Annotated in this window: 27 protein-coding genes and 1 tRNA gene; 11 read left to right on the forward strand and 17 right to left on the reverse strand. The window is 66.5% G+C overall.

Translation table 11 applies throughout. The features are described from left to right. Nucleotides 1-63 precede the first annotated feature (63 nt). The 7 genes from ACSC1R_RS10875 to ACSC1R_RS10905 form a co-directional block, all read right to left on the reverse strand. Complete coding sequence (locus ACSC1R_RS10875; RefSeq protein ID WP_439025772.1) at nt 64-1,224, reverse strand: hypothetical protein; 1,161 nt, start codon at nt 1,222-1,224, stop codon at nt 64-66. 5 nt (nt 1,225-1,229) lie between these two features. After that, the gene (locus ACSC1R_RS10880; RefSeq protein WP_439025773.1) at nt 1,230-1,577 is read right to left on the reverse strand and encodes a DUF7410 domain-containing protein; all 348 of its coding nucleotides are present in this window, start codon (nt 1,575-1,577) and stop codon (nt 1,230-1,232) included. A 2-nt stretch (nt 1,578-1,579) separates the two neighbouring features. Further along, entirely contained in the window at nt 1,580-2,977 is a 1,398-nt protein-coding gene (locus ACSC1R_RS10885; protein ID WP_439025774.1) for a hypothetical protein, read from the reverse strand. After that, the gene (locus tag ACSC1R_RS10890; protein WP_439025775.1) at nt 2,964-3,647 is read right to left on the reverse strand and encodes a DUF7546 family protein; all 684 of its coding nucleotides are present in this window, start codon (nt 3,645-3,647) and stop codon (nt 2,964-2,966) included. Before ACSC1R_RS10890 ends, ACSC1R_RS10885 begins: the two co-directional genes overlap by 14 nt. 2 nt (nt 3,648-3,649) lie before the next feature. Then, nucleotides 3,650-4,066 carry a hypothetical protein gene (locus ACSC1R_RS10895; RefSeq protein WP_439025776.1) on the reverse strand — a complete coding sequence of 139 codons (417 nt, stop codon included), beginning with the start codon at nt 4,064-4,066 and terminating at the stop codon, nt 3,650-3,652. Between the two features lie 125 nt (nt 4,067-4,191). Then, nucleotides 4,192-4,380 (reverse strand): hypothetical protein, encoded by a 189-nt coding sequence (locus tag ACSC1R_RS10900; RefSeq protein WP_439025777.1) that lies wholly within the window; start codon nt 4,378-4,380, stop codon nt 4,192-4,194. 264 nt (nt 4,381-4,644) lie between these two features. Beyond that, nucleotides 4,645-4,729 (reverse strand) — tRNA-Ser (locus tag ACSC1R_RS10905). A 101-nt stretch (nt 4,730-4,830) separates the two neighbouring features. Here ACSC1R_RS10905 and ACSC1R_RS10910 point away from each other — a divergent pair. Both ACSC1R_RS10910 and ACSC1R_RS10915 read left to right on the forward strand, forming a co-directional pair. Further along, entirely contained in the window at nt 4,831-5,781 is a 951-nt protein-coding gene (locus tag ACSC1R_RS10910) for an AAA family ATPase (protein ID WP_439025778.1), read from the forward strand. A 192-nt stretch (nt 5,782-5,973) separates the two neighbouring features. After that, complete coding sequence (locus ACSC1R_RS10915; protein ID WP_439025779.1) at nt 5,974-6,162, forward strand: hypothetical protein; 189 nt, start codon at nt 5,974-5,976, stop codon at nt 6,160-6,162. Between the two features lie 76 nt (nt 6,163-6,238). Here ACSC1R_RS10915 and ACSC1R_RS10920 read toward each other — a convergent pair whose 3' ends face one another. The 8 genes from ACSC1R_RS10920 to ACSC1R_RS10955 all read right to left on the reverse strand — a co-directional run bounded on the left by ACSC1R_RS10920 (nt 6,239) and on the right by ACSC1R_RS10955 (nt 12,965). Further along, on the reverse strand, nt 6,239-6,517 hold the full coding sequence (locus ACSC1R_RS10920) for a hypothetical protein (protein ID WP_439025780.1): 279 nt from the start codon (nt 6,515-6,517) through the stop codon (nt 6,239-6,241). 58 nt (nt 6,518-6,575) lie between these two features. Continuing rightward, nucleotides 6,576-7,085: a DUF7519 family protein gene (locus ACSC1R_RS10925; RefSeq protein WP_439025781.1), complete on the reverse strand. Its 510-nt coding sequence runs from the start codon at nt 7,083-7,085 to the stop codon at nt 6,576-6,578. Next, nucleotides 7,085-8,485 carry a DUF58 domain-containing protein gene (locus tag ACSC1R_RS10930; protein WP_439025782.1) on the reverse strand — a complete coding sequence of 467 codons (1,401 nt, stop codon included), beginning with the start codon at nt 8,483-8,485 and terminating at the stop codon, nt 7,085-7,087. Before ACSC1R_RS10930 ends, ACSC1R_RS10925 begins: the two co-directional genes overlap by 1 nt. Further along, on the reverse strand, nt 8,482-9,045 hold the full coding sequence (locus ACSC1R_RS10935) for a DUF7269 family protein (protein ID WP_439025783.1): 564 nt from the start codon (nt 9,043-9,045) through the stop codon (nt 8,482-8,484). Before ACSC1R_RS10935 ends, ACSC1R_RS10930 begins: the two co-directional genes overlap by 4 nt. Beyond that, on the reverse strand, nt 9,042-10,022 hold the full coding sequence (locus tag ACSC1R_RS10940) for a DUF4129 domain-containing protein (protein ID WP_439025784.1): 981 nt from the start codon (nt 10,020-10,022) through the stop codon (nt 9,042-9,044). Before ACSC1R_RS10940 ends, ACSC1R_RS10935 begins: the two co-directional genes overlap by 4 nt. A gap of 87 nt (nt 10,023-10,109) precedes the next feature. Then, a complete protein-coding gene (locus ACSC1R_RS10945) occupies nt 10,110-11,087 on the reverse strand; it encodes a DUF4129 domain-containing protein (RefSeq protein ID WP_439025785.1) in 978 nt (325 codons plus the stop codon). 100 nt (nt 11,088-11,187) lie between these two features. Then, nucleotides 11,188-12,003: a class I SAM-dependent methyltransferase gene (locus ACSC1R_RS10950; RefSeq protein WP_439025786.1), complete on the reverse strand. Its 816-nt coding sequence runs from the start codon at nt 12,001-12,003 to the stop codon at nt 11,188-11,190. A gap of 62 nt (nt 12,004-12,065) precedes the next feature. Continuing rightward, the gene (locus ACSC1R_RS10955) at nt 12,066-12,965 is read right to left on the reverse strand and encodes a diacylglycerol/lipid kinase family protein (RefSeq protein WP_439025787.1); all 900 of its coding nucleotides are present in this window, start codon (nt 12,963-12,965) and stop codon (nt 12,066-12,068) included. A 306-nt stretch (nt 12,966-13,271) separates the two neighbouring features. Here ACSC1R_RS10955 and ACSC1R_RS10960 point away from each other — a divergent pair, with 306 nt between their 5' ends. From ACSC1R_RS10960 to ACSC1R_RS10990, 7 genes are all read left to right on the forward strand, one after another. Beyond that, nucleotides 13,272-13,934, forward strand: a complete 663-nt coding sequence (locus ACSC1R_RS10960; protein ID WP_439025788.1) for a TetR/AcrR family transcriptional regulator — start codon at nt 13,272-13,274, stop codon at nt 13,932-13,934. A 122-nt stretch (nt 13,935-14,056) separates the two neighbouring features. Then, nucleotides 14,057-14,755, forward strand: a complete 699-nt coding sequence (locus ACSC1R_RS10965; RefSeq protein WP_439025789.1) for a hypothetical protein — start codon at nt 14,057-14,059, stop codon at nt 14,753-14,755. A 113-nt stretch (nt 14,756-14,868) separates the two neighbouring features. Then, nucleotides 14,869-15,483, forward strand: a complete 615-nt coding sequence (locus ACSC1R_RS10970) for an ArsR/SmtB family transcription factor (protein WP_439025790.1) — start codon at nt 14,869-14,871, stop codon at nt 15,481-15,483. A gap of 59 nt (nt 15,484-15,542) precedes the next feature. Continuing rightward, nucleotides 15,543-15,740, forward strand: a complete 198-nt coding sequence (locus ACSC1R_RS10975; protein WP_439025791.1) for a hypothetical protein — start codon at nt 15,543-15,545, stop codon at nt 15,738-15,740. 55 nt (nt 15,741-15,795) lie between these two features. Beyond that, the gene (locus ACSC1R_RS10980) at nt 15,796-16,062 is read left to right on the forward strand and encodes a 50S ribosomal protein L37ae (protein ID WP_261650678.1); all 267 of its coding nucleotides are present in this window, start codon (nt 15,796-15,798) and stop codon (nt 16,060-16,062) included. Continuing rightward, nucleotides 16,059-16,193: a DNA-directed RNA polymerase subunit P gene (locus tag ACSC1R_RS10985; RefSeq protein WP_439025792.1), complete on the forward strand. Its 135-nt coding sequence runs from the start codon at nt 16,059-16,061 to the stop codon at nt 16,191-16,193. The genes ACSC1R_RS10980 and ACSC1R_RS10985 overlap by 4 nt, the downstream gene beginning before the upstream one ends. Nucleotides 16,194-16,203: 10 nt before the next feature. Next, nucleotides 16,204-16,464, forward strand: coding sequence for a KEOPS complex subunit Pcc1 (locus ACSC1R_RS10990; RefSeq protein WP_439025793.1), 261 nt, complete (start codon nt 16,204-16,206; stop codon nt 16,462-16,464). Here ACSC1R_RS10990 and ACSC1R_RS10995 read toward each other — a convergent pair. Further along, nucleotides 16,458-17,363, reverse strand: coding sequence for a hypothetical protein (locus tag ACSC1R_RS10995; protein WP_439025794.1), 906 nt, complete (start codon nt 17,361-17,363; stop codon nt 16,458-16,460). The genes ACSC1R_RS10990 and ACSC1R_RS10995 overlap by 7 nt on opposite strands. 198 nt (nt 17,364-17,561) lie before the next feature. On the opposite strand from ACSC1R_RS10995, the gene ACSC1R_RS11000 reads away from it, so the two are divergent. Beyond that, entirely contained in the window at nt 17,562-17,939 is a 378-nt protein-coding gene (locus ACSC1R_RS11000; protein ID WP_439025795.1) for a prefoldin subunit beta, read from the forward strand. A 4-nt stretch (nt 17,940-17,943) separates the two neighbouring features. Then, a complete protein-coding gene (locus ACSC1R_RS11005) occupies nt 17,944-18,189 on the forward strand; it encodes a DUF3194 domain-containing protein (protein WP_439025796.1) in 246 nt (81 codons plus the stop codon). Here ACSC1R_RS11005 and ACSC1R_RS11010 read toward each other — a convergent pair. Continuing rightward, nucleotides 18,186-20,045 (reverse strand): DUF2070 family protein, encoded by a 1,860-nt coding sequence (locus ACSC1R_RS11010; RefSeq protein WP_439025797.1) that lies wholly within the window; start codon nt 20,043-20,045, stop codon nt 18,186-18,188. The genes ACSC1R_RS11005 and ACSC1R_RS11010 overlap by 4 nt on opposite strands. Nucleotides 20,046-20,109 lie beyond the last annotated feature (64 nt).

Raw genomic sequence — 20,109 nt, forward strand, 5'->3', positions numbered from 1 at the left:
GGGTTGGGAAAAGGTAGCATGCAACACGAATTTCGGTGACCACTCGCGCCGCTGAGGACCCGGTCAGTCGCACTGCGGGGCCACACTCCCCGCCAGCGTCACCGCGTTCGCGGTCAAGAGCGCGATGGCGCCCACCAGGAACACGGTCGCGAGCGGCGAGTCCGGGTCGGTGAACGCCCAGTACAGCGGACTGGCCGAGGCGCCGAAGGCCGCGCTGGCCACTCCGTAGATGGCCGGGCCGCAGCAACAGCAGGCGGTCGCACCGGTGGTCGCCAGCGCACCGGTGACGCCCTGGACGGTCCCGCCGTCGGTCGCAGCGCGGTCGGCCGTGGGCCTATCGTCGGCGTCCCGGGCCCGCCACGTCGCTACCCCGAGGGTGGCGTTCATCGTCACCAGCCCGACCAGCACCACGACCACGAGGGCGGTCCCGACCGACACCGCCGCGAACAGCGGAATCGAGGGTCGGTACAGTTCGATGGCGGGCCACATGACCAGCGGGCTGGTGAACTCGGTGACGACGGTGAACGCCTCGCCCTGGGCCGGCGGCACGTCCTCGGGGTTGAACGAGAGCAGCCCCGAGGAGACGACGAAGAAGGCGGTGAAGCCGAGTCCCGCGAGTGCGCCCACGGTCCGGGCACGCCGGCCGGTCCGGGCGAGCGCGGGGACGACCTCGGTCCAGACGATGTAGCCGAGGACCACGGGGACCGCGAGCACCAGCACGTAGCCGAGGGGGTGGAAGACGGTCCCGCGGGGAACGAGCTGTGGATAGGCCACCCAGAGGCCGAGGAGGGCGCCCAGCACCGGATAGGCGTGGTGGTCGCCCCAGCGCGTGTTGTACAGTACGAGGCTCGCGAGGACGATGCCCATCCCGCCCAGGAACGTAAGGGCGGGGTAGTACACCCGTGTCAGGGGCGTCGTCCCGATGGGCTCGACCTGCAGTTCGACCAGACCGACGACGCCAAGCGCGGTCATCGAGACGCCGACGAGGAGTCCGACGGCGGCCAGTCGCCGGTCGAGCCGACTCCCGAAGCGCTGCCAGAACCGGTCGCGGAGCGCGGTCGCACCCAGGATGCCGAGTCCGAGGAGCAACAGCGTGAGCAGGACGACGTGTGGGACACCGCCGTGGACGGTCCCGTCGTGGGCGCTCGCGGGCGGGACGAGCGAGAGACAGACGAGGGCAAGCAGGAGCGTCGTACAGCGACGGTCGAGGTGTATCGATTGCATGGGTATCACAGGGAGAGGACGACCATGTACACGAGGACGATGACGGCGTACAGCGTCCCGAGCGCCGCGATGACCTTCAGGTGGTAGAGGAACAACTCGTCGTCCTCCTCGTCTTTGGCCTGCGCGTAGGTCTCGTACTCCTCGGCGGTCAGGTCCTCCCGGTGTCGCTCTCCGAGGTGGAGCGCGTGGAGCTGTTCAGACGGGAACGGACGGTCGCAGTATCGACACCGAGCCGCGACGGTCTCGTCGTCGTGAACGACCGTCCCGGTTTCGGCAGGTCGTGATTGCCTCTCTCCGCTCTCTCCGGCGGGCGAGTCGGTCGGTCTGGAGTGGTCGATGTCGTGGGTAGCCATGGTCAGAGGAACGGGGGTTTCACGTACGGTTGGGCGACGAGCCACATGCTGGTCATCGTGTAGAACACCATCACGAGGGCGAACGGGTACTGGCTGCGAATGGGCTGGAGCTTTCCGGTGAACGTCTCGAAGGCGATGGCGTGGGCGACCCAGATTGCGACGAGGTGGCCAAGGACGACGAACGCGAGCTGGAGGCTGCCGAACCAGCCCGGGAGTATCGCGACCTGTACCGTCGCCGGTGGGTCGAACGGCGTCTGTGCGACCGCCCAGAGCGCCGGCGAGAGCGTCAGGTAGTAGCCGAGGAAGTGCGCGAGGTGGTAGCCGGCCGCGATCGGCACGAGCGACCAGACGAACCGGCGCTCGATGACGGCGGGGTCGACGAACGAGCCGGCAGTCCGGCGGGACAGGCGAGCCGCGAACCGATACACGGCGAGGAATAGCGCGAAGCCCGACACGGCAGTCGTGAGGTACACTGCGAGTGCGGGGACGCCGAGGTCGACGGCTGCGCGAACGAGTGCCGCATGCGGGGCCGTCGACACCAGCCCGTCGTAGGAGGTCACCCACAGCAAGGCGACCACGAACACCACCTCGGCGCCCGTTCCCTCGTCGTAGTTCCGGGCGAGGGCACCGCCGGGGAGCGACACCTGCAGCCCGTCCTCGCCCCGGCGAATCGGGGCCATCCGCCCGTACGTGCGGAACACCCGTGAGACGGGGTCGGCCTCGCGGAACCAGTCGTCGCCGAAGACGAGGGCTCCGGCCAGCGTCCCCAGGGTGTACGCCAGTATCACGAGGGCGAGGAACTGCGGATTCGAGGCGATTGGCGTGACGACCTCCAGCCAGACCAGCGCGAGCAGACCGACCGCGGCCGGCCAGCCGCCGAGGTCGTTCGGCCACGACCGGGAACCGACACGGGGCAGGACCGAGGCGATGGCCTGCCACGGGTTGAGCACCGGCCAGGAGTCACCGAGCAGGTAGACCGAGATGGTGTATCCGGCCCACCAGCCGGCCCAGACGCCCAGCACTGCGAGGTTCTTCGTGGGGTCGGTCGCACCGAACTGTTCGGCGAACAGCCCGACGACGACGAACAGACCGAGAACACCGACGCTCGCGACCCGGGCCACCGCGACGACGGTCCGACGAACCGCCCCGGGCGAAGGAACCGTCAGGCCGAGCCGGTTGATGTCCCTGATGAGGTCGTGGTCGGTCGCAAAGCTCGTGAACAGGAACGACGCCCCGATGATGCCGCCACCGGTCAGGACGACCAGCCAGAACGGCACCGGAACCGAGGTGAGCGTCCCGCCGAGCGACCCGACGTGGGCGAGCGCCGGCTGGGCGAACACCACCAGTGCGGCCAGAAGGGTGCCCGCCGTGGCCACCCGGTCGCGCCTACGCGCCGCCACGACTGGGCACCCCCGGCCGCCAGTACAGCAACGCGACGGCCACCACGAACACCAGCGTCGAGAGGTCGACGCCGAAGGCGTAGACGGTCGCCAGGGCCGCGGCCGACCCCGCCGTCCCGGACGCGAGCGACGAGAGGAGCGGGAACGCACAGCTCACACACGAGAACAGTCCGAGCAGACCCGTCGCGCTCGCCGACAGCGATTCGAGCACGGTCGCGTACACGAGGTACGCGAGCGAGAGGTAGCCGACCACGCGGAACGGGACGAGCGAGAACTGGAACACGGCCCCGCTGTAGCTCAGCGTCGGCCCCCAGCCCGGCGAGGGCATGGCGAGTGAGAACCCGTGGGCCGCGTGGTCGTGTCCGGCAGGTACCAGCGAGACCAGCCCGGCGAACCACGCGAGCAGGAGGAAGTAGCCCACTGCGACGGCCACCCCGAGGAGGCGGTGCCGACGCGAGGTCGGAATCGGGTCGGTGGCGGCGACGGCGAGCAGGCCGACGTTTATCCAGACGAACGGATAGAGTACGTACCGAACCGACAGGAGTTCGCCGCTGGTGAACTGGAAGTACCCGACCACCGCGAGTAGTTCGAGCGCACAGAGCAACCCGAGCCACAGCACGCGCTCACTCGGGAGTGCATCGAGGGTCTGTCGAGCCGTGTTCGAGGACATCCCTATCCGACGACGAGCTTGACGGCGATGATTGCCACGAACAGGATGCCGAACGCCCACGCGCTCACCATCGCGGCGGTGGCGCTGGTGAGCCCCCGGTTCTTGCTGGAGCGGTAGGTGCCGTAGACGATCCAGCCGGCGAACAGACCGCCCGTCGCGACGAGGAGCAACCACTGGAGTGTCGCCTGCCCGGCCGCATCGGCACCCACGTACGCGACTGCTCCCGCCGCGAGCCCGCCGAGGATGAAGAAGAACCCGAGTGTCCAGACCAGCTGGTTGTTCAGTAGCCCGGCCCACCCCTTGTCTTCCTTTGCCCCGAACTTCGGCGTGTAGCCGGCCGTTTTCCGGACGCTGACCAGCACGAAGATGGCAGCGAGGAAGCCACCCATGACCAGCGCTACCCCGGTGAAGTGTGACATGGTGTTAGGTGACAGTTGTCACCTGACGACTTTAAGTTTATCTCCGCGAGAGCGACAGACGTGGGCGAGGTGGCCCAGCGGTACTCCGGACCCGGTCTCTGGTCGGTCGAGAGCCCTCGAAGTCGTCACTGTCGAGCGATTCCGCTCGTCATCGACGACCCGACCCCGACGAACAACAGTCCGAGTGCTCCCAGTACGTACTCCGTGGTGTCGATTTCAGACCCCGAGACGACCAGTGCCGCGCCACCGACGAAACAGAGGAGTCCGGCGACGAGCAGGGTGTTCCCGAGATATCGGTAGGTACGCTCGTCCATCGGTGATTACGGTCCGAGATACAACAGAGACGCAGAAATACGTGGGGCCTGAACTGCTGGGGGTAAGCGGTGCTCGTCGGTGTTGTCTCCGAAGAAGCGCCGAGAGGGAGATTTGAACCTCGCCGAGACGGTCCTGCTCGCTTCGCTGCGCGGGCCGCGACTCCTCTGGTTCAAATCTACATGAACTGCGTCTCCAATCACTCGTGACTCGCGACTGCTCGCAGGCAAGCTGCTCGCATCGCTCGTCGGTTGGTGATTGGAGAACGCCGAGAGGGAGATTTGAACTCCCGAGTCCGTGAGGACAGTAGATTTCGAATCTACCGCCTTGGCCGGGCTAGGCTATCTCGGCTCATCTCCACGTTGCCGTCTGCCGTTATTATGAATTTCGATTTATCGCGGGAGTAGGTGACAACCGCCAAGAATTTATTCCATGAGCACGGGTGCGATAACATGGACGTACACCAAGCGAACGAGGACTGCAACGCGGTCCTCGACGCCATCGGGAACGCGGTCATCGCCGACCGAGAGTTCCTCGAAACCGTACTGCTCGGTGTCGTCGGTCGTGGCCACGTGCTCCTAGAGGACGTGCCCGGGACCGGTAAGACCCTGACTGCACGGTCGATGGCCTCCGCCCTCGGATTGGATTTCTCCCGCATCCAGTTCACCCCCGACCTCCTCCCCGCAGACGTCACCGGCACGCACGTGTTCAACGAAGAGACCCGCGAGTTCGAGTTCCAGGCGGGTCCCATCTTCGCGAACATCGTCCTCGCCGACGAGATAAACCGTGCGCCACCGAAGACCCAGGCCGCACTCCTCGAAGCGATGGAGGAAGGTCAGGTGACCGTCGACGGCGAGACGCGCATGCTCCCCCAGCCGTTCTTCGTCATCGCGACGCAGAACCCCGTCGAGCAGGAGGGGACCTTCCCCCTCCCCGAGGCGCAGGTCGACCGCTTCATCGTCAAGTCCTCCATCGGCTACCCAGACGAGACTGGCGAGGTCGAACTGCTCCAGCGCCGCGCGGGCCGCGTCGAGCAGTCCCCGAGCGTCGAGCGAGTCCTCACCGACGAGGAGGTCGCCGACCTCCGACAGGTCCCCGAGACCGTCCGGGTCGACGACGACCTGCTGACGTACATGACCAAACTCTGCCGCGAGACCCGGCAGGACGGCCGCGTCGAAATCGGCGTCTCCCCCCGTGGGACCCAGCGCCTGTTCGAATCCTCGCGCGCCTACGCCACGATGGTCGGCCGCGAGTACGTCACGCCGGACGACATCAAGCGCGTTGCCCAGCCCGTGCTCGCGCATCGGCTCGTGCTGACGCCGGACGCGATGGTCAACAACGTCGAGAAGCGTGAGGTCATCGCGAACGTGCTCGACTCGGTACCGGTGCCGACCGTCGACTGACCGACCCCGTTTTCGAAGTAACTGGGTTCTCGAAATGGTTCCGGAGTGACACGAGCAGCGACAAGTACGGGTTTCGGAGCGACGCCGACCACGGAAGGGTGGAATATCATGCCGCGGTTTAAATATCGAAATCGCAATGGGAAAGATTAAGAGACTGTTTCAATTTTCTCGGGTCGCAGGGCCAGGGCACGCATGAAATCTAATCCAATCCCCGCTACGAAGGAACAATTCACTGAAAAATTAGCTGACCTGATCTTCGAAACCGAGGCGAGCGGTGTCGACCTCGAGGGGGGTTACACCCTCCGAAACGACGGCGACCAGCGTGATCTAGAGGTACAGATCGTACGACTCGCAAGCCAGCAGGAGTCCGGTGACGAGTGAGTTCGGGGGTTCGATTCTCGGTCGGGAACCGGTGGTCGACTCGACGAGACGTTGCGATTCCGTACGACGACCGCATTCACGCGTTCTGTTTCTTCACACACCAGTGGTAGAGGTCCTCTTTCAGGTCTCTGGAGGTCGGGCCGAATAGCAGTCCGAGTCGGTACCCGAGGTTGGGCCAGGATAGTGTCTCGAAGGCGCGTTCGCCGTAGTCCTCGCCCTCCGGGGGCACCGCCTTCGACCAGCCAGACAGGAAGACCTCGAGGGCCTCCTCGTCGTCCGGTTCGACGATTCTGCGTTCGTCCACCTCGTACAGGAGCCCCCTGTTGATGGGGGACGCTGGGTCGTCCCAGTCCACGTGGGTGTCATCGTCCCCGAGAGAAGAGAGTGGTGAGCCTGGGTGCCAAAGGGGACGCTTACTGCCGCAGCGCCGTCGTCAGAATCACCACGGCTACCAACAGCAGCGCCAGCGCAACCAGCGGTTGTCCCTCGGTCGCGACCTGGTACACGCCGAAAGCGGTCCCGGCGGTCAGTACACCGACGGTCACCGAGCCACCGATGTGTGCCAGTTCGGCCCGTGTCGTCTCGGTCTCTCGACCCAGTTGCTCACCGAGACCGATGGCGTTCTGGCCGACGTCCCACGCCAGAACCGTCGCGGTCGTGCCGACGAGCATGAGCAGTTCGGCGGACGGCCCGGAGCCGGTCGCACCGGCGAAGACGAGCCCGCCGAGCAGGCCGACTGCGCCGAGGTGGACCAGTCGACGGTAGCCCAGAACCACGCCGGGGGCGAGCGCGAGCATGCCGATTGCACCGCCGATAACGCCAGCAGAGGCGGTCAGGACGGCCGCGAGGGCGGCGAACGCGCCAGCACCGAGGGCAACCACGGCGGACAGGCGGACCGGGCGACGGTCTATCTCGGCCGGCATCAGGTCCACCTCCGGGAGCCGCGGGCGAGCGCGTTGGCGAGTCCTTCCCCGGGGTCCCAGTCGATGACGCGGATGCCGCCCTGGCGCAGTTCGGTGATACGGGCACGACGTTCGACCCGTGCGATTCGCTGGCCGAGGGTCTCGGTCGTGGTGGCGTCCGGGCTGATGATGGTCACCTTGTGCCCGTGGGCGTGGAGCAGGCGGGCGGCTTTCACTGCGTCGTCGTCGCACAGGGGCGTGAAGAAGACGAGCTGGGCGTCGCCCGGGAGGCGTTTTCTGAGGTTGCGAACCCCGAGCGTGACCGAGAAGTAGCCCGCTGGACGCTCCGAGGAGAGCGCCTGGTGGTGGGCGAACAGTTCCTCGACCTTCGCACGGTGTTCGTTCCCGAGGCCGGGACGGAGCCACACCGACTGCGGGGAGAGGGCGGTGAGGCCGACCCGGTCACCGGTGTCGAGCAGCGCGGTGAACACGTGGCCGGCGGCCTCGATGCCGAGGTCGGCCGCGTGCAGACCCTCGTCGTCGCGGCGGACGTACGCTTCCTTGCGAAGGTCGAGCAGGCACATCACAGTCGCTGCGCGTTCCTCGCGGAACAGCAGGGTCGCGAGGGAACCCGTCCGGGCGTATCGCTTCCAGTCCACCCGCGAGAGCGGGTCGCCGCGTCGGTACTCGCGGGTCGAGTGGAATTCGACGCCGTCGCCACCGATATCGGTGTTCACGCGACCGGCGTACTGCGAGGTCTGCTTGCGCAGCGGGACCGGTATCGTCGCCTCCAGCGACGGTGTACACACCATGTCGCCGCCGGTCCGGTAGCGGGTGTGTGTCTCCTCTGCGCCGGCCCAGCCGCGAACGATTGCCTCACACGTCTTGAACTCGTGCGTGCCGCGTTTGGCCGTCACCGTGTACGAGAAGGAGTCGGTCTCGCCGGGGCGCAGGGCGGTTCCCAGCCGGGCCGACCCGTCTTTCACCGACAGTTCGTCGGGCACGCCGTCGACGAGGCGCACGTCGGGGAGGATGCGACTCCCGTCGTTCGTCACGTGAACGGTCACGGTCACCTCGTCCCCGAGGGCCGGTGCCGGGTCACTGAGTTCCCGGGTGATGCCGAGCGTCACGGTCGGGGCCTCGGTGATGTTGGCGTACGCGAGGTAGCCCACGCCGACGACCGCCGAGAGCAACAGGGCTGGCTGTCGCGTGATGACGCCGACCGCGCCGGCGACGAGCGTCACGGCGGCGACACCGCGCCAGTGGTTCGTCGCCTCGGTCGTGTCCGAGATGACGCGTTGCGTCTGGACTGTCCCGGTCGACTCCCTGTCGGCGGTCCGGTCGGCTTCTCCGGTGGACACGTCGCCTGTCGTCGGTCTGTCGTCGGTCGATTCCGTTTCTGTCGTCACTGTCTTGCTCATCCGTCGAACTCCTCCGAGAGTCGGGCGATCTCGGTGGCCGCGTGGACGGCCCACCGGTGGTACTGCGACTGGGTGCTGCCGAGCAGGTCGACCCGCGAGAGCAGCGACGTGCCGGTCATCTCGCCCGTGAAGAAGGCAGCCGCGTAGGGGTCGTCGGTCCACTCACCCTCGTCGATGCGTCGTTTCGCTTCCGATAGCGAGCAGCCCTGCGTCCGGGCGATGGTCGCGACGGCGGCCCGCTCCAGGCGGTCGCTGACGCGTTCGCGGCTGTCGAGGCGGCGGCGGTCCGTCCCCGCCTCGCGGAGCAACTCGTCGAACTCGTCACCCGGCGTGGGGAGTTCCTGTGACTGCTCCGGGTCCGGGGTCTCGGCCTGCACGTAGCGGTTCTGTACCCGCGACGCCCCGATTCGGACGCCCTGGGCGAGCGTCGCGACACCGACCACGATGAGTATCATCTCGTTCATCGAGAAACCGGCCGCGACGTCGGGGAACAGCACCAGCGTGAACGCTACCGCGGCGACGCCGACACCGAGGACCGAGAGGAGGGTTCGTAGCTTCATCGCGTCTCACCCTCGTAGTAGGCCTCGAGCCGCCTGAGTGCTTCGACCGCACGGTCCTCTCGCTCGGGCGTCGCCTCCTCGTGCCCGTATCGAACCGTTTCGAACAAATCGGTGAGTTCGTGGACGTCGTCCGGGCTGATGCCCGCCTCGACCGCTGCACGTTCGAACTCGCGCGGCGTGCTCGTCTCGGGGTGGTCGACCGGCAGGTGTCGGGTCATCTCGACCCAGGCACGGTATATCTCGTTGTCCACGTCTGCGGTGGACTCGATGCGGTCTGCGGCCCGCCCGGCCGCGGTCGCTATCGCCTGCGTGTCGGCGGGAGCAGGGTCGGCGTCGTCGTCTTCGCCTGCCACCTCGACGACGTCCGGGTCCTCGTCTTCGTCGCTGGCGCTCACGCTCCACGCACCGACCAACACGACGGCGAGGATTCCCAGGCCGCCCAGGAGGAGGACCAGCGGAACGTCGAGTGGCTGCTGTGCCTGGTCGTCGTCACCACTGCCGCTTCCCGTCGCGGCGCCACCGCCGTCACCGGAATCGTCCGGAACGGACCCCGGTGCTCCCTGCCGTTGGGTCTCGGGGGCGTCCGACGACGGGCAGACGAAGAGGAACGGCGCTATCGACACGAGGACGACAGCCACCACGAAGAAGGAGGCCACCGCGACGACGCCATCGTAGCGTCGGTACATCCCCAGGGTAACCGATGCGACGGCCGCGACGAGGCCGACGCCGACCCACCACGGGAGTCTGCTCGACGGACACTCCTTCCGCAGTGGCGTCTGTTGCTGGGGCGTCGTCTCGTTGACCGTCTTCCCCGGCTGTTCCGCGGTCTGGGTCGTCACCCCGTCGGCGTTCACGTTCGCCGCAGAGCCCCCACTGCCCCCCGGTTGGGTCGTCTCGCTGAGCGTCCCCGCCGCGATGGCGATGGCGAGGACACAGCAGACGGCGACGACCACGATACCCAGATTCCTTTGTTTCACGGTAACGACTAGCTGGAAACGACACTTAGGGATGCCGAATTGTCAAATGATGGCTTGACCCATCCACACGGCGTGGGTCGCTGGCGCTCAGTCATCACTGGCTGTCCCCTCGTCGGCCCCGGCGTGTGCCGACTCGATGGTCCGGAGCGCGTCGATAGCACGGGTCTCGCGGTCTCTCGTCGCGTCCTCGCCGCCGTAGCGGACTTCCTCGAACAGGTCGGTGAGTTCTGCGACCTGCTCGCGCGTCATCCCGGCGTCGATGGCCGCGTCCGCGAACTCTGCCGGCGTACTGGATTCCGGGTCTGGTACGTCCAGGTGCGTCGTCATCTCGCGCCAGGCCCGATACACCTCGTTGTCGACGGCGGTGCTCGTCTCCAGTCGGTCCGCGGCCCGGCCCGCAGCCGCACCGATGGCTGCCATCCGCTGCCGAGGTGACCGTGCGTTCGTCGCGACCTCGTCCGCTTCTTCGACCTCCTCGGGGTCCTCCTCGTCACTGCGGATGGCGTACCAGACGAACACGAGGACGACGACCGCCACCAGCGCGACCACGAGGAAGACGACCTCTGGCGAAACGTTTCCGGGGTTCTGGGCCAGCCCGAGGGAGGACGAGTCGCCTTCGGTCGCGTCTTTCACCTCGGACGGGATGATGGAGAACTGTTCGGGGTCGGTCGACGTCTGGCAGTTCGTGAGCAGCAACCAGAGGAAGAAGCCGGGGAACGCCAGCGCGGTGACCACCCCGGTGGCAGCGATGCCGTCTTTCGAGTGCTGGACGTAGAGCCAGACCGACGCCGTGACGAGCATCACGATGGCGAAGAACTCGGCAGTCAGGAGGAAGGGAATGCAAAAGCTCAGCGAGAAGAAGATGCGTCCCGGGTCGGTCAGAGGTCGCCTCGGACTCGTCCCACCCTCGCCGTTCCGGTCGGTCGCCGTGTCGTCGTTCGGGTTCACGATGGACGACCCACCGCCGCCAGGCCTGTCCGGTTCGACGAGTGTCGCGGCCGCGAACGCGAGCGCGAACACGCAGACGAGCGCGAGGACGACCGGAATAGCTTTCTCCCGATTCACGGCGGAAGTTTCGTGTGTCCAGTACGAGAGCGTTTCGCTAGCCAAAGTCGCCGTTTGTGTCTCTACGACACGACGAATCGCAGAAACGTACGAACGGGGGTCACTTCCGTCCCGCGATGACCTCGACTTCGCCGTGCTGGACGAACCGCTCCACGTCGCGGTCACGGAGGGACGCTCGCAGGTCGGCCTCGAACGCAGCCTGCCGGTCGCCGAAGACGGCGGGCGAACAGAACGAGAGCGAGAAGACGTAACCGACGATACCGTCTTCGTCCCACTCACGTTCGAACTCGACGGTCACGGTCTCGACGTCGTCGAACCCGTGCGCCGCGAGTTTCTCGTCCCAGGGGTCGTCGTACGTCTCGATCGGGCCGGTCCGCGCTGGCAGGTCGTCGAGGTACTCGTCTGCGAGTTCGTGTACGCCCACCTGCCAGTCGTCCCTCCCGTGCGTGAGCCACTCGCCGTCGGTCACGAGCGCGACGCCACCGCCCGGTTCGGTCAGCTCGTACAGGTGGTCGAGGGTCCGTTCCTGGTCCATCCAGTGGAACGACCGGCCCATCGTCGTGAGCCGGACCGTCCCCACGCTGCCGGGGAGGTCGGCGTCCGACCCGAGGACCCACTCGACGTTCTCTCGACCCGCCGCCTTGGCCTGTCGTCGCCCCGCACGAAGCATCGCCTCGTTGGGGTCCATCGCGACGACCTCGCCCACGTGTTCTGACAGCGGGATGGCTATCTGGCCAGTGCCACAGCCGAGGTCGAGGACGCGACTCGACTCGTCCAGGGCGAAGCGGTCGATGAGGTACTGGATGGTCCGGGACCCGTAGCGGGGACGATACCGGGCGTAGTACGGTTCGGTACTGCTGAAGCGGTCCGCGCTGTCGTGGTCGTCGGGGGTGTCGTGGCTGTCGGTCGGGGACACGGTGAGAACACTCGGATACGACAGGTCGTGGGCTCGATAGGTAAGGGTTCTGGATTCCGTGCCTACGGTGACGGCACGTAGCCGGGGCCGACCCGGAGTTCGAGTGCCGCAGGCCGGACCGACAGCGTGAGTTCTGTGTGCTCGCTGAGTTCGCCGTCGCGGCTGAAGGTGATGGGCCCTTCGTGGCCAGCGACGGTGACCTCTCGTGCCGTGATGTGGGTCACACCGGGCGTCTCCTGGCCCAGGAGCCGGTGGCCGATGACCTCGGCGACCATCGACGGGGTGGGCATCTGCTCGACGACCGCCACGTCGAACAGGCCGTCTTCCATGTGGCCCTGGCCACCCTCGCCGACGAAGCGACGGGCGTTCCCGACCAGCAGACAGAGCGCCTCTCCGTCCCACGACTCGGAGCCGTCGACGCCGGTCGCATCGACCGTGATGTCGAGACCGTCGAACGTCATCGCCTCCTGGACGCCCGTCACGAGGAACGCGAGCGTCCCGAACCGGCGTTTGAGTTCGCTCGACGCGGCGACACTCGCGTCCGCCGGTAACCCCGCGATACAGGAGACGACGAATGGGTCACCACCGGCCATGCCGAGGTCGACGGTTCGCTTCTCGCCGGTGTCTGCGACCTCGACGCCCTGTCTGATGGTGTCGATGCCAACGTTGGTCGCGAGGATGTTTGCCGTCCCGGTGGGGACGACGCTGAGCGTGACCGCATCGAGGTGGCCGGCATCGTCGAGGCCGCGGAGGACCTCGTTGACGGTGCCGTCACCGCCACAGACCGCGAGTTCGGAGACGTCGTCCTCGCCGGCTTCCCGGCCGAGTCGCCTGGCGTCACCGGGCCCCGCGGTCTCGACGACCGCGAAGCCACGGGCGCGGAGGAGTCGCTTCACGTACGGGCCGTGGTCACCACTCCCACTCACCGGGTTGAGGATACAGCGACGGGAACCGACCTGCATTGGACGGGTGTAGGACGCGATGGTTTAGAAGGGCAACGCTCTCTCGGTAGGGGGACCGGTGGTCGTCGCTGGGCCGAGTCCGGGCCCGGGTCCGGTCGTCCATCACAGATTCAGTCGTGTCCGGAACCTCTCTCGTCACGTGACGGTTGAGCCGAGACAGTGCGACGCTCGCCGGTGGCCGGGACGCACTCACCCGCACCCCAGAGAAATGTACCGAGTGAACACCCACTACGTGGTTGGTGTCGGCGACTGCCTCGCCGCCACCCATCCACCGAGTATTTACTCACCCGGTGGAAAGACCGCGACATGCCCACGGGCGAGGCAGGAACCGACGAGGAGTCGGATACAGACGCCGAGGAACTGTCCGAGACACAGGTCGACATCGTGGAGGCGGTCCTGCGTGCGCTCGCGAAACACGGCTACGCCGGGTTGACGACGAAGAAGGTGGCCGCCGAGGCGTCGGTCTCCGAGGCGGGCCTCTACTACCACTACGACTCGAAGGACGACCTCGTGGTTGCCTTCCTCGAGTGGGGTGTCAGGCGCGACTCGAAACGACTCTCCACGGCGGCAGATGCCGACCCGGTGACCCGGTTGTTCGCGCTCTGTGACGCGCTCCTCGGTGACCCGGCCGACGAGGTCGACCGCGGTATCAACGTCGCGGTCATGGAGTTGCTGGCACACGCCCCGTTCAACGAGCGGTTTCACGACCTGCTTCGCTCCTACGAAGAACGGGTCCACGAGACGCTCACGTCGGTCATCCGCGAGGGCGTCGACGACGGTGTGTTCCGCGAAGACGTCGACCCGGAAGCGACCGCGGCGTACCTGCTCGTGACGACCGACGGGAGTGCCGGGGCCGTGATGGCACTCGGCATGGACGACCTGGGCGAGCAGGTCAGAGACCGGCTGTTCGCCTACCTCCGCGAGAACGTGCTCGCCGACGGTGTCGCCGCGCCCGAACGTTTCCGCTGACCGGCCACGTCGAGAGTCTCCAGCGGCCTGGGGAGTTCAGCCCAGGTCGCCGCCGGATGCGTCAAACGCCCGTTTCATACTTGACAAACAAGTTATGTGTTCGTGGCCTCTGAGAGGGTGCGATGAAACATCGATTCAGATTCGTCTCGTTCCTCACAGTCGCGCTGGTGTGTGCACTGGCGCTGAGTGCCAGCCCGGTCGCTGCCGACGGCGACCAGACCGTCGGCATCTGCATGATCGGCGTCGACAGTCCCTGCAACGGTGACCACGACGAGAACGCGACCGACCGGCCGACAGACGAGAAAGACGGGGAAGCGAAACCCGTAACCCCCGACGAGTTCCCGCCGGACCCCGACGGCGCTGACGGCGTCCTCGAACGGCCAGCCGACCCCGAACCGAACTGGCGTGACGCCGCCGGCGAGGAACCCATCAACGACTTCGTCGACGGGATTCCGCTGATGCAGCAGTCGGGACTGTCGGACGAACCGGTCGACCCGAAGGACGAACCGGTCGACTCGAAGGACGAATACCCGGTCCGCGAAGGGCCCATCCCGACCGAGCCGTACATCGTCTGTATCCGAGCACCCTGTGAACTCCCGACCGGTGCCGGTGCGGAACCGTTGCCGGAGAAACTGCCGCCCGGTGCCGACGGTGACGTCGGTATCGAGATACTCGTCCCTGCCGACGAGGACGCGAACCTGGCCGTCTCGGCCTCGAACACACCCGAACGAGCCGTCTGGTACGACTTCGACTCGGCCCCGGCACGATTCGACAGCAACCCCTTCCACCTGTTCGCGCGCCTCTTCGGGTTCTTCTACTAGACCCACGAGGCCCGGTCTGTCCGTTCCGCTCCCGGCCTTCACCCCTCTGCCTGTTCAGTGCGTGTTTGATGCAGCGCAATCCGAATGCCCCTCCAGAACGTATCTTTCACCCAATGGGTCGCATCTTCCCGATCAAACGCCCCGTCGAGCACGAGCCCGGGCAGTCCAAGCTCGTCGGGTTGACCGACGAGACTGCCGACGAGGTGTTCGCGACGCTCTCCAGCGCAACCGCGCGGACCATCCTCGAGGCGCTCTACGAGGAACCACACACACCTGCGGACCTCCGCGAGGTGACCGGGACCACGCTCCAGAACGTCCACTACCACCTCGCGAACATGGAGAACGCTGGCCTCATCGAGGTCGTCGACACCTGGTACTCGGAGAAGGGCTCCGCGATGAAGGTGTACGCCCCCTGTGCCCGGGCAGTCCTCGTGATGGCAAGCGCCCACGAGGACCGGTCGCTGCTCCGCGACCTGCTCGCGCGCGTGCTCGCGGTGGTCGTCTTACTCGGGGCCGGGACCCTCGCACTGGCCCGCCTCCTCGACGAACTCGCCCGGCCGGAACCCATCGTCGAGGCGGCCAGTATCGCCGCGGACTCGGGGACGCCATCGCCCAGCCAGCCGATACTGTCACCCGAACTGGCTTTCCTCGGCGGTGGCCTTCTCGCGTTGACCGTCTTCACCCTCCTCGTGGTCCTCTATCTCCGGCCGTGGCCGCGACCGAGATAGGTGCGAATCCCGACAGAACCCCAAGGCATTTTTGTCCTAATTACATCTCATTAAACACGATGCGCCGACCCGACGCGGTCCTCACGACTATCCCCTCTATCGTCCTCACGGGGCTCCTCCTGGAGCGTGGACTGCGAACCGTCTCGTTGCCCGAGAGCGTCCCACCCGTCGAGTGGATCCAGTTCACCGTCCTCGGCCTCTGTCTGGCGTTCGCCCTCATCGTCTACGAGGTCGTTCAGGCGCCCTCACTCGAATAGACCGGCGGCCCAACTCAACAGGTTTATTTGCCCGCTGACGGTACCAACGGGTATCATGGCCAAGAAGAAAGGAAAGACGGGGAGCGCCGGCCGATTCGGCGCTCGCTACGGGCGTGTCTCCCGACGCCGCGTCGCGGAGATCGAAGACGAGATGCGCAACTCCAAGGTCGACGGCGACAACGTCAAGCGCCTCGGGACGGGCATCTGGGTCAACGAGGAGACCGGTGAGAAGTTCACCGGCGGCACCTACCGCCCCGAGACCCCCGCAGGCCGTACCGTCCGCCGGTCGATTCGCGCCGCGCTCTCCGAAGAAGACGAATGAGCTACAAGTGCTCGCGGTGCAAGCGTGACGTGACGCTCGACTCCTACGGCGGCGTCCGCTGTCCGTACTGCGGACACCGCGTGCTGCTGAAAGAGCGCAGTACCGACATCAAGACAATCGACGTCGAATAACGTCGATTCGATGCCCTCGTTCTCACACGAGACCACACTCGAATTCGAGTACGACAGCGACGCCGTCGCTCGCATCGTCGAGCGAAGCGTCGCCCAGGAGGTCGGTGAGATAGCGGGCGACCGTTCTTCCACCACGCTCTCTCGAACTGGCGACACCGTCACCGTCGAGGTCGGAGCGACGGACCTCGTGGCACTCCGGGCTGGCGTGAACACGTGGATTCGGCTGGTCGAGGTCGCAGAGAAGCTACACGACCTCGGGTCCGGCTACTGATTCTGCGGGGAGTCCACCGCGTGCTGGCTGGCCGTCGAGTCGAGTCTCAGGTAGAGGTCGTTGACCATCGCTCGCAGCCGGCGGTACCGGTACTCCAGCCAGCGGACGCTCACCACCTGGAGGACGACCGCGACCACGAGCGCTCCACCGGCGAGCGCCCCGCCAACCAGTGCGGGATAGCTCGCGATGAGGTCGTAGTTCCCGAGGGAGACGACGAGTGCGGTCCGAGCGACCGGCTGGACGAGGAGTTCCCTGACGACGACCGAGAGGGCGAACCCGACCGACCCCAGGAGGATGGCAGTCCAGAGGTTGCGATAGAAGGTGGCGAGGACGGTGTATCGGTGGAACAGGGTCGATTCCCCGTGGAGGATGCTGTGGCCGAGGTGTTCGAGGTACTCGTCGTCGGACTCCCAGACGGCGGGATGAGACCCGCCCTCGCTCAGTTCCCCGTCCTCGCGGACGAGCCCGTGCAGTTCCCGCGAGAGCCGCCGCAAGACCTCGTGCTCGATTGAGTCCGCCTCGGCCGAGTCAGTGTCCCGCACCTCGACCGCGGCGAGCCGGTCGCACAGGGTGAACGTTCTGGCGTGGTCGTCCCCGTCACCGGGCCCTTCCGAGCTGTCGAGCCGGGACAGCTGTGGCGACCCGCTGAGACGCCACGAGGCCGTCCGCCAGCCGATGCGGGCCATCGCGTTCTCCACCCACCCCCGGGAGGCCACCGCGTGGAGGACCCGGCCGACGGGATACCCGACCGCGAGCAGGAGCAGCGTCGCACTCCACTCCGGGAACAACCAGGCAGGGAACGACGCGGCCGTGTAGACGGGCGAGAGGAACAACAGGAAGACGACACCGGGGACGAGGTCCCCGACGACGTCGAACACGGAGAGACGCCGTGTTGGCATTCTGTAGATATATCCAGACCAACATATTAAGCGTTGTGTGGCGCGGTGGACCACCGGGCTCGAACCGTCGACCCCGACGAGTACGGCCGAGAGCGACGACCTTCCGGGCGTCCGTCTGCGCCCTGGTGGATTCTGTTTCTCGGCCCGTTCTTAGCTGAAAAGCGGGGGTTTTTCAAGCCAGAAGCCATCGGTCGGGATATGCAAGGAAACCTTCCGCCGGAAGCACAGGAGAAAATCGAGGAACTGCAGGACCTTCAGGAGACCGCACAGCAGGTCGCCCAGCAGAAGCAGTCCGCGGACTCCCAGCTGACAGAGGCCCAGACCGCACTCGACGAGCTCGAGAACATCGACGAGGACACGAAGATGTTCCGTGAGGTCGGCGAGCTCTTCGTCGCGACGGACTACGACGAGGCCAAAGACGCACTCGACGAGAAGGTCTCCAGCCTGGAGATTCGCGTCGAGACCCTCGAGAAGCAAGAAGAGCGCGTCCAGCAGCAGTTCGAGTCGCTCCAGCAGGAACTGCAGGAGATGCTCGGTGGCATGGGCGGCGGTATGGGCGGCGCAGGCGGCGCATAAGCGCATGCCCACCGACGAAGACGTCGTTCGAACGGCCGCGGAAGCGGCCGAGGGACTCATCCTCTCGCGGTTCAAGCAGTCCGACGTCACCGACATGGACGTGACCGTCACGTTCGAAGAGGGCGTCCTCGACGTGGACGTGTACCTGAACGTCCCCGGTGACGAGGCGACGGCGGAGCAGGTCGCCGAAGACGCCGCACTCGCGGCTCGCAGCGCGGTCGACGACCTGTTCGCCGAGGACGAGACCTAGGAGAGCAGGAAGACGACGATACTCAGGCCCATCGCGGCCATCGCCATCAACACCGCCAGCGCCCCGCCCATCGACACCATGGCGTTGGCGTGACTGGCGAGCGTCTCAGTTCTATCGTTGCCGAAGACCGTGACACGAGCACGTTCCGACGACATCCCGACGGAGACGAGCTCTCGGTCCGCCAGTGCGTCCGACACCAGTCCGGTGACGACCGAGACGAGTTCGTCCTGGTCGAGCGCCTCGCCGACCTGATTCGAGGATTCCACCTTGTTCACGATGTGGGTGTCCGTGGTCATCACCTCTGCCGCATCGACTTCTTCGGGGAGGGCGTCGATAAGCCGTTCACGCAGCCCCGGTTCCATGTTGTTCCCGTCGACGAGGATGTAGGCGGTAGTCTGGCCGCCGACGGTGACGCAGGCGATTCGGACGCCGAGTGGGCCGATGCCGTCTGCGGGTTCCCAGTCGGTCTCGGCCCAGGCGGTGCCGACCTCGACGGGATGCTGTGGGGCGTCGTGGAGCTTCTCCGCAGCCTTCGCAGCTGCCTGCATCATGTCGAACGAGCGCTCGCTACCGGGCGTGACGTGCCCGAGGTCCTCCCCTTTCAGCCCGTTGTTGCAGTTGTGGGCGTCGACGAGCAACACCTCGTCGAACCCGCCGGAGCGGGCCTCCGCGGCGGCCGAGAGCCCGACGGCGTAGTCCACGTCGTCGGCGAACCGCGGCGAGTGCGTGCTGACGAGCAAGATGTCGTCGTCGAACGCCTGCGCCAGCATCTTGGCGTCCCCGACCTGTGTGCGGACGCTCTCGGTCGCGGTGGTTCCGAACTCGAGCTGGTCGTGGGCGGCCAGCGCGGATTCGATGATGGTGTCGACCTCGCGTTCGGTGACGAGGTTGAAGTCGTGGCCTGCGGTCGCGTGGGGCGGAAACGCCAGGCCGTCGGCGGATTCTGCCACTCGCTGGGGGAGGTTCCCGCCGCCGATCTCGCCCATCGGGCCGGGGTGAATCATGGGGAGGACGAACCGTGCTTTCTCGGAGCCGTCTTCGCGCTCGAACGCGAGGATGGTGACGGGGACGAGCGCTTCCTCACCGAGTTCCTCGAAGAACGTCTCCAGCTCGCGGGTACCGTCGGCGATGTGGCCGACGAATCCCGCAAGGAAGTCGAGGACGGAGACGCCGAGGCTGCGCTTCCACGGGCGGTCGATGATGACGAGGAAGAGCCACACGGCGGTCCCGTACAGCAGGCAGAGCAGCGTCAGGATGACGAAGTCGCCGGGGAGGATGGGCCCGAGCGTCGCCGGTCCCTGCTCGGCGCGGGAGAGGTAGGCGTCGAGGATTGGACCGCCAGCGTCCATGTACCGGAGGGTCCCGCTGTAGACGAACAGGAGGATCGCCGCGGCTGCGGTCTGGATGCTCGCTGGAATCGCCGCTTTCGGAATCGAGTGCTGGGAGATGGCGGCGACGACGAGCAGCCGGAACGCGAAGATGGAGGCGAGGCCCACGTACAGCACGTCGAAGACGAAGTTCTGCCCGAGGACGGTCACGAGTGCGACGACCCCGCCGACGGCGAGTATCGCGACGACCAGTATCTCACACAGCAGGGCGAGGAGGGAGGCCCGGTTCGGCGTGAGCTGTCCGCCGAGGCGCTTGTCGACGATGCTCGTCAGGACCGACGCCGCGAACGTCGGGATGCCGATGAAGAAGACGCCTTGCCACATATCCTCGAGCCAGAAGGAGTTCTCGAAGACACCGATGCCCGTCACGGCAGCCACCACCATCGCGAAGGCCAGACTCTTGTACCATCGCGGGGCCCGGAAGATGTACCGCGACATGCTGGCCAGGTCGCCCTGGGTTGCCGTCATTGTGGTCTATCCGTTCCCGTGGTCGAATAAAACTACTCCGACTATGGGTGACAGGGGAGCGCTC

The sequence above is a fragment of the Haloarchaeobius ordinarius genome (assembly GCF_051801355.1).
Taxonomy (GTDB): Archaea; Halobacteriota; Halobacteria; order Halobacteriales; family Natrialbaceae; genus Haloarchaeobius.